4 protein-coding genes are annotated in these 7,166 nt (G+C 64.7%); all 4 read right to left on the bottom strand.

What is annotated here, in order from left to right; all coding sequences use genetic code 11:
- Positions 1-117: 117 nt before the first annotated feature.
- From NKH30_RS11125 to NKH30_RS11110, 4 genes are read right to left on the bottom strand one after another with little or no spacing between them, the layout of a single operon-like run.
- Positions 118-2,592, bottom strand: coding sequence for a GcvT family protein (locus tag NKH30_RS11125; RefSeq protein ID WP_352995403.1), 2,475 nt, complete (start codon positions 2,590-2,592; stop codon positions 118-120).
- Positions 2,589-3,770: a pyridoxal phosphate-dependent aminotransferase gene (locus NKH30_RS11120; protein ID WP_352500971.1), complete on the bottom strand. Its 1,182-nt coding sequence runs from the start codon at positions 3,768-3,770 to the stop codon at positions 2,589-2,591. The genes NKH30_RS11125 and NKH30_RS11120 overlap by 4 nt, the downstream gene beginning before the upstream one ends.
- Positions 3,770-4,669, bottom strand: coding sequence for a homocysteine S-methyltransferase family protein (locus tag NKH30_RS11115; RefSeq protein ID WP_352500970.1), 900 nt, complete (start codon positions 4,667-4,669; stop codon positions 3,770-3,772). The genes NKH30_RS11120 and NKH30_RS11115 overlap by 1 nt, the downstream gene beginning before the upstream one ends.
- Complete coding sequence (locus NKH30_RS11110) at positions 4,666-7,119, bottom strand: GcvT family protein (protein ID WP_352995400.1); 2,454 nt, start codon at positions 7,117-7,119, stop codon at positions 4,666-4,668. The genes NKH30_RS11115 and NKH30_RS11110 overlap by 4 nt, the downstream gene beginning before the upstream one ends.
- Positions 7,120-7,166 lie beyond the last annotated feature (47 nt).

The raw sequence follows: 7,166 nt of genomic DNA, 5'->3' as shown, positions 1-7,166 counted from the left end.
CCGGTCGCGCCAGGGCGACAGGGCGAGGCCTTAGACGCCTTCAAAAGACGCCCAGTAGGCCAATCAGGTTAAGCACACCCTTCATGCAAAGCCCTCACAAGGGCAGAAGGACAAGGGTTACATCCGCACCCGTTCCGATTTTGGATCGTACATCGGCTTGAGCGAGGCCTCGGCGGCAAAGCGCTCGCCGGCGATCTCGATCTCGTAGGACGACGACAGGACATCCGCCTCGCTCTCGCCCTTGCAAGGCACGTAGCCAAGCCCGATTGCGCCGCCGAGATGATGACCGTAATTGCCCGAGGTGATCGGACCAACGATCTTGCCGTCGCGCAGGATCACCTCATTGTGGAAGAGCAGCGGCTCGGTGTCGTTCAGGCGGAACTGCACCAGCCGGCGTGACAGGCCGGTTTCTTTCTTCTTCAGCACCGCATCGCGGCCGAGGAAGTCTCCCTTGGCCGTCTTCACGGCAAAGCCGAGGCCGGCCTCCAGCACATTGTCTTCGTCGGTGATGTCGTGGCCGAAATGCCTGAAGGCCTTTTCGATGCGGCAGGAATCCAGCGTATGCAGGCCGCATAGCTTCAGGCCGGCGTCGGTGCCGGCTTCCGCGATGGCCTCGAAGACATGGGCAGCCTGATCGGTCGAGACATAAAGCTCCCAACCGAGCTCGCCGACATAGGTGACGCGGTGGGCGCGGGCCAGGCCCATGCCGATCTCGATCTCCTGAAACGTGCCGAACGGGTTGTTGTTATTGGAGAAATCATTCGGGCTGACCTTTTGGATCAGCTTCCTCGAATCCGGGCCCATCAGGCAAAGCACCGCTTCGGCAGCGGTCACATCGGTGATGACGACGAACTCGTCGGCAAGATGTTTTCTCAGCCAGGCCAGGTCGCGTTGCAGCGTGGCGCCGGGCACGACGAGCAAGAAGGCGGTTTCGGACAATCGCGAGACGGTGAGGTCGCTCTCGATGCCGCCGCGCTGGTTGAGCATCTGGGTGTAGACGATCTTGCCCGGCGTCACGTCCATGTCGTTGGCGCAGAGCCTTTGCAGGAAGGCGCAGGCGTCGCGGCCCTCGACGCGGATCTTGCCGAACGAGGTCATGTCGAACAGGCCGACGCCGTTTCGGACCGCCAGATGCTCCTCGCGCTGGTTGTCGAACCAGTTCTGCCGTTTCCAGGAATAGCGGTATTCGCGCTCCTGGCCCTCCCGCGCAAACCAGTTGGCGCGCTCCCAGCCGGCGACCTCGCCGAACACCGCGCCGCGCGCCTTCAGATGTTCGTGCAGCGGCGAGCGGCGGACGTTTCGCGAGGTTGCCATCTGCCGGTACGGAAAATGATCGGCATAGAGCAGGCCGAGCGTTTCGGAGACGCGCTCCTTGAGATAGCGGCGGTTCTTCTGGAACGGCTGGGCGCGGCGGATGTCGACCTCCCAGAGATCGAAGGGCGCCTCGCCGTCATTGATCCATTGCGCCAGCGCCATGCCGGCGCCGCCGGAGGAGACGATGCCGATCGAATTGTAGCCGGTCGCCATCCAGTAGCCGGAAAGCTCCGGCGCCTCGCCGAGATAATAGCGATCGTCGGGGGTAAAACTCTCGGGGCCGTTGAAGAAGGTGTGGATGCCGGCGGTGGCCAGCATCGGCATGCGGTTGACGCCCATTTCCAGGATCGGCTCGAAATGGTCCATGTCCTGCGGCAACTGGTCGAAGCAGAAATCCTCGCTTATGCCGTTCATGCCCCAGGGCTTGGCCACCGGCTCGAACGCGCCGAGCATCATCTTGCCGGCATCTTCCTTGTAGTAGGCGCACTCGTCCGGCACGCGCAGCACCGGCGAGCGGGAAAGGCCGGGGATCGGTTCCGTGACGAGATAGAAATGTTCGCAGGCGTGCAACGGGATGGTGACGCCGTTCCGGGCGCCAAGTTCGCGTGCCCACATGCCGGCGCAGTTGACGACGATATCGGTCTCGATCAGGCCTTGCTCGTCGCCCTGCACCCAGGAAACGCCGGTGACGCGGCCGGCCCTGGTATGCACCTTGGTCACCTTGACGTTCTCGACGATCGTCGCACCGCGCTGGCGCGCGCCCTTGGCCAACGCCATGGCGATATTGGCCGGATCGCACTGGCCGTCGAGCGGCAGGTGCACGGCGCCGACCACATCTGACACATTGAGATGCGGGTACATCTGCTTGACCTCACTAGGCGAAATCTCGCGCACATCGACATCGAAGGCGCGGGCGAGAGACGCCTGCCGATAGATCTCGTGCTTGCGCTCCTCGGTAAGCGCCACCGTGATCGAGCCGACCTGGCGCATGCCGGTGCCGACATCGGTCTCGGCCTCCAGCTTGACGTAGAGGTCGGCCGAGTATTTCGCCAGCCGCGTCATGTTCTGCGAGCCGCGCAGCTGGCCGATCAGGCCGGCGGCGTGCCATGTCGTGCCCGACGTCAGCTGCTTGCGCTCGAGCAGCACGATATCGGTCCAGCCGAGCTTGGCCAGATGATAGGCGACCGAGCAGCCGGAGACGCCGCCACCGATGATGACCGCCCGCGCTTTGGGAGGAATGGCCTTCGTCGGAATGGTTTTGGTGGGCGGGGCGTTCATGCGGCCTCGCGACCATAGCTGGAGGCGAAGCGGCGCAGGCGCGTGGCAGCCTCCATCAGCACCGGCTCAGGCTGGCAGAGGCTGAAGCGGATGTGGCCGGCGGCGGCCTCGCCGAAGCTTGAGCCGGGCATGACGCCGACATTTTCCTGGTCGAGGAAGGCCCAGGCGAATTTTTCGTCGTCCGGCTCGATCGCCGATATGTCGAGCATGACGTACATGCCGCCTTCGGAGCCGCGCACGGTGATGTTGTTCATACCGCGCATGGCATCGAGGACGACGGTGCGCCTCGCGGCGTAGCGCTCGGCGATTTCCTTGACGCCGTAGCCATTTTCGAGCGCCTCGGCGCAGGCGAGGCTGATGAAGGCCGGCAGGCCGTAGGTCATCACCAGATTGAGGTCGGTCAGCAGCGAGACCATCGGTTCCGGCCCGGTCAGCCAGCCCATGCGCCAGCCGGTCATGCCGTGGCTCTTGGACATCGAATTGATGACCAGCGTGCGTTCCGCCATGCCGGGCAGCGAGCGTGGTGAGACGTGCTCGCCGCCGCCCAGCGTCCAGTAGACCTCGTCCGACAGCAGCCAGAGGTCATGTTCGCGGCAGATCTGCGCCAGCTCTTCCAGGCGCTCGCGCGAATAGACGGCGCCCGTGGGATTGTTCGGCGTGTTGATCAGGATGGCGCGGGTGTTCGGCCGAAGGGCGGCGCGAATGTCGGCGGCGCGCGGCTGAAAGCCATCCTCGGCGGGGGTCTCGACGACGCTGAACTCGGCGCCCGCCGCACTGAAGGTGTTGGGATAGGTGGCGTAATAGGGCGCGACGACGATGGCATGGTCGCCCTGGTCGAGAACCGCTTGTATGGCCGCGTAAAGCGCGGCCTGCCCGCCCGGGGTGGCGATGACCTGGTCGGGATTTGTCGCAACCCCGGTGCACCGCGTCGAGGCCGCCGCCATCGCCTTGCGCAGGCGCGGAACGCCGGCAAGCGGGGTGTAGTGGTGATTGCTGGCGCGAACCGCCGTCACGCAGGCTTCGATCGTCTCGCTCGGCGTGTCGAAATCATGGTCGCCGACCGACAGCATGATGATGTCCTCGCCGGCCTGCTTGCGCGCCCAGGCAGCGGAATGAACCTCCCAGCCATCCTTGCCCGAAGGCACGATGCCGGAAATGCGCGATGATGGCCTGGGCATTATGCTGCTCCCGAAATTTCATAACCGGCCTGTTCGAGCCGGTCGCGCAGCGCGGCGATGTGGGCCGGTCCGACTTCGCAGCAGCCGCCGACGATGCCGGCGCCGGCCTCGACCCAATCGACCGCCTGGCCGGCATAGGCATCCGGATCGAGGTCGTGGCGGGCGTGCAGCACTTCCACCGTACCGCCATGCTTGAGCGCCTCAATCGAGGTGAAGCCGTTGGCATAAGCGCCGACCGGACCGCCGAGAGCGATCAGTTCGGGCAGCGCTGCAGCGATCGCTTCGGGCCGGCAGCAATTGATCAGCCGGGCCGCGACGGGCAGGCCGGCAAGAGCGCCCGACGCCGCCGCAATGGCTTCGCCGCTGCGCAGGCGCGGCGTGCCGTGGTCGGCAAGCGTCCACGACACCCATACGGGCTTGCCGCTTTCCGACGCCGCGGTGACGGCGGCGCGCGCCTCTTCGGCCGACGCCATGGTTTCGCACAGAAACAGATCGACGCCGTCCGCCTGCTCGGCAACGATACGGCGATAGATGTCGAGCGTATCCTGGAAGGATATCGTCAGCGCCGGCGCATAGCTGCCGAACAGCGGCGACAGGCAGCCGGCAATCGCCGCGTCGCCGGCCTGGTCGCGGGCTTGCCTTGCCAGTTCGATGCCGCGCTTCTGCAGCGGCTTGAACAGCTCTTCCGCGCCTTCGCGTGCCAGCCGCTCCGGCGTGGCCGAATAGGTGTTGATGGTGATGACGCGGGCGCCGGCGCGGATGAATTCCGCATGCAGGTCGCGCACCAGATCCGGTTCGTCGATCAGCACCCTGGCCGACCACAGCGGCGTCGGCTCGGAACTGCTGCGGCGGACCAGCTCCTGGCCCATGCCACCATCGGTAAGGATAACAGTCTTCATGCTCTGAGCCTCTCGTTCTTTGGATCCCATAACGGCTCATCCCTCTGCACGACCGCCCGAAAACGTTCGCCGAAGATCTCGACCTCGACAGCGGTTCCCGGCTCGGTGAGGTCGGCGCGCAGCATGCCGAGCGCGATCGACCTGTCGATGCGATGACCCCAGCCGCCGGATGTCGTCTCGCCGACGATCCGGCCGTCATGCCACAGCGTCGACATGGTGGGCGCATCGCAGTCGCCGGGGTTTTCGACGACCAGCGTGACGAAGCGTTTCTTTACGCCCTGCTGCTTCTCGTTCTGCAGCGCCGCCTTGCCGCGGAAGTCGGGCTTATCCCATCTGACGAAGCGGTCCAGCCCGCCCTGCAGGATCGAATAGTCGGTCGACAGGTCGCCCTTCCAGGTGCGGTAACCTTTTTCGAGCCGCAGCGAATCCAGTGCGTACATGCCGAACGGTTTTAGTCTATGCCTCTTCCCGGCCTCCCAGACGGCGTCGAAGATGGCTGCGGTATCGTCGACCTTGCTGTGGATTTCCCAGCCGAGCTCGCCCGCGAAGGACACGCGCACCAGCTTTGCCCAACGTCCGGCGATACTGGTTTCCTGATGCGTCAGCCAAGGCAGGGTGAGGTCGGCCGCGCAGAGTTCGGCGAGGATTTTTCGCGAGTTGGGGCCGGCGAGGATCTGGGTGGAGTATTCCTCCGTCCGGTCGACCAGCTTGAAAGTGGCGTCCTTCGGGATGCGCGATTTCAGCCATTCGAAATCATGCCACTGAGCCACCGCGGCGGTGATCAGCGTCATCAGGTTCTCGTCGTGGCGGACCACCGACATTTCGGTGACGATGCGGCCCTTGTCGTCGGCAAAATAGACGAGGCCGATGCGGCCGGGTTTCGGCACCAGGCCTGTCACCTGGAGGCTCAGCCATTCGGCGGCACCCGGACCGTCGAGATTGAAACGGGAAAACCCCGGCAGGTCCAGAATGCCGGCGGCATCGCGGACGGCGAGGCATTCCTCGCGCACACGATGCTGCCACGGCCCGTCGCGTCGGAAAGTCAGCGTGGATTCTTCGGAGATGTCGTCGCCTGGCTTCGCATACCAGGTGGCGCGTTCCCAGCCATTATAAGCGTCGAACCGGGCGCCGAGTGCCTTGATGCGGTCGTGGAGCGGCGACAGCTTGCGGTCGCGCCCGGCCGGCCAGGCATGGCGCGGGAACTGGATGGCATATTCGTTGCCGTAGATCTCCATGCCCTTGGCGACGCAATAATCCGGGGCCGAGGCAAAGGCGGTGAAACGGCGCGGATCGCAGGACCACATATCCCATTCGGTCTGGCCCTCGGTCACCCATTCGGCCAGCACCTTGCCGGCGCCGCCGCCCTGGGCGATGCCGAAGGTAAAGACGCAGGCCTCGAAGGCGTTGGGCACGCCGGGCATCGGGCCGATCAGCGGGTTGCCGTCCGGCGCATAGGGGATCGGCCCGTTGATGACCTTGGACAGGCCGGCGGTGCCGAGGATCGGCACGCGGGCGGCAGCATCGGCCAGGTAATGTTCCAGCCGGTCGAGATCGTCGGGAAACAGCTGGAAGGAAAAGTCGTCGGGCATCGGATCGTTGTGGCCGACCCAATGGGCGCGGCAATTGCGCTCATAGGGGCCGAGGTTCATGCCGTTCTTTTCCTGGCGCAGATAGTAGGACGTATCGACGTCGCGCAGCAGCGGCAGCTTCTTGCCCTGCTCCTTCGACCATGCGGCCAGTTCGGGGATTTCCTCAAACAGGATGTATTGATGGCTCATCACCATCATCGGCACCTCGCGGCCGAACATCCTGCCGACCTCGGCGGCGCGGTAGCCGGCGGCGTTGACGACGATCTCGCAGCGGATCTCGCCTTGCGTTGTCTCGACCACCCACTCGTCGTTGTCGCGGCGCACGCCGGTGACCGGACAGAAGCGGATGATCTTCGCGCCCATGTCACGCGCGCCCTTGGCCAGTGCCTGGGTCAATTGCGCTGGATCGATATCGCCATCATTCGGATCGTAGAGCGCGCCTTCCAGCTCATGCGTCTCGATGAAGGGGTAACGGCGCTTGATCTCGTCGAGCCCGACCACGTCGATATCCATGCCCTGGTAGCGGCCCATGCCCTTGGCGCGCTGGAATTCCTGCATGCGCTCCGCGCTATGGGCCAGCCTGAGCGAGCCGGTGACGTGGTAGTTCATGGGATAGCCGACCTCGTCGGCCAGCCGGCGATAGAGTTCGGTCGAATATCGCTGCATGTTCATCAGCGACCATGACGAGGAGAAAGTCGGCACGTTGCCGGCGGCATGCCAGGTCGAGCCGGAAGTCAGCTCGTTCTTCTCCAGAAGCACGCAGTCGGTCCAGCCCGCTTTGGCGAGATGATAGAGCGAGGAGGCGCCGACGGCACCGCCTCCGATGATCACCACGCGTGCCGTGGTCGGCAAACCGGCCATGTTCTTCTCCGACTATTTGTTTTGATGCATGTCGTTGTCCCAAAACC

The organism is Mesorhizobium sp. M1273, assembly GCF_040318195.1.
Taxonomy (GTDB): Bacteria; Pseudomonadota; Alphaproteobacteria; order Rhizobiales; family Rhizobiaceae; genus Mesorhizobium.
Note: the sequence above shows the minus strand (reverse complement) of the source record. Positions and strands in the feature narration are given on the sequence as shown.

What these genes read in the sequence shown, in the direction of transcription:
- NKH30_RS11125 (WP_352995403.1), bottom strand. Translation starts at nt 2,592, where the DNA reads ATGAACGCCCCGCCCACCAAAACCATTCCGACGAAGGCCATTCCTCCC.
- NKH30_RS11115 (WP_352500970.1), bottom strand. Translation starts at nt 4,669, where the DNA reads ATGAAGACTGTTATCCTTACCGATGGTGGCATGGGCCAGGAGCTGGTC.
- NKH30_RS11120 (WP_352500971.1), bottom strand. Translation starts at nt 3,770, where the DNA reads ATGCCCAGGCCATCATCGCGCATTTCCGGCATCGTGCCTTCGGGCAAG.
- NKH30_RS11110 (WP_352995400.1), bottom strand. Translation starts at nt 7,119, where the DNA reads ATGGCCGGTTTGCCGACCACGGCACGCGTGGTGATCATCGGAGGCGGT.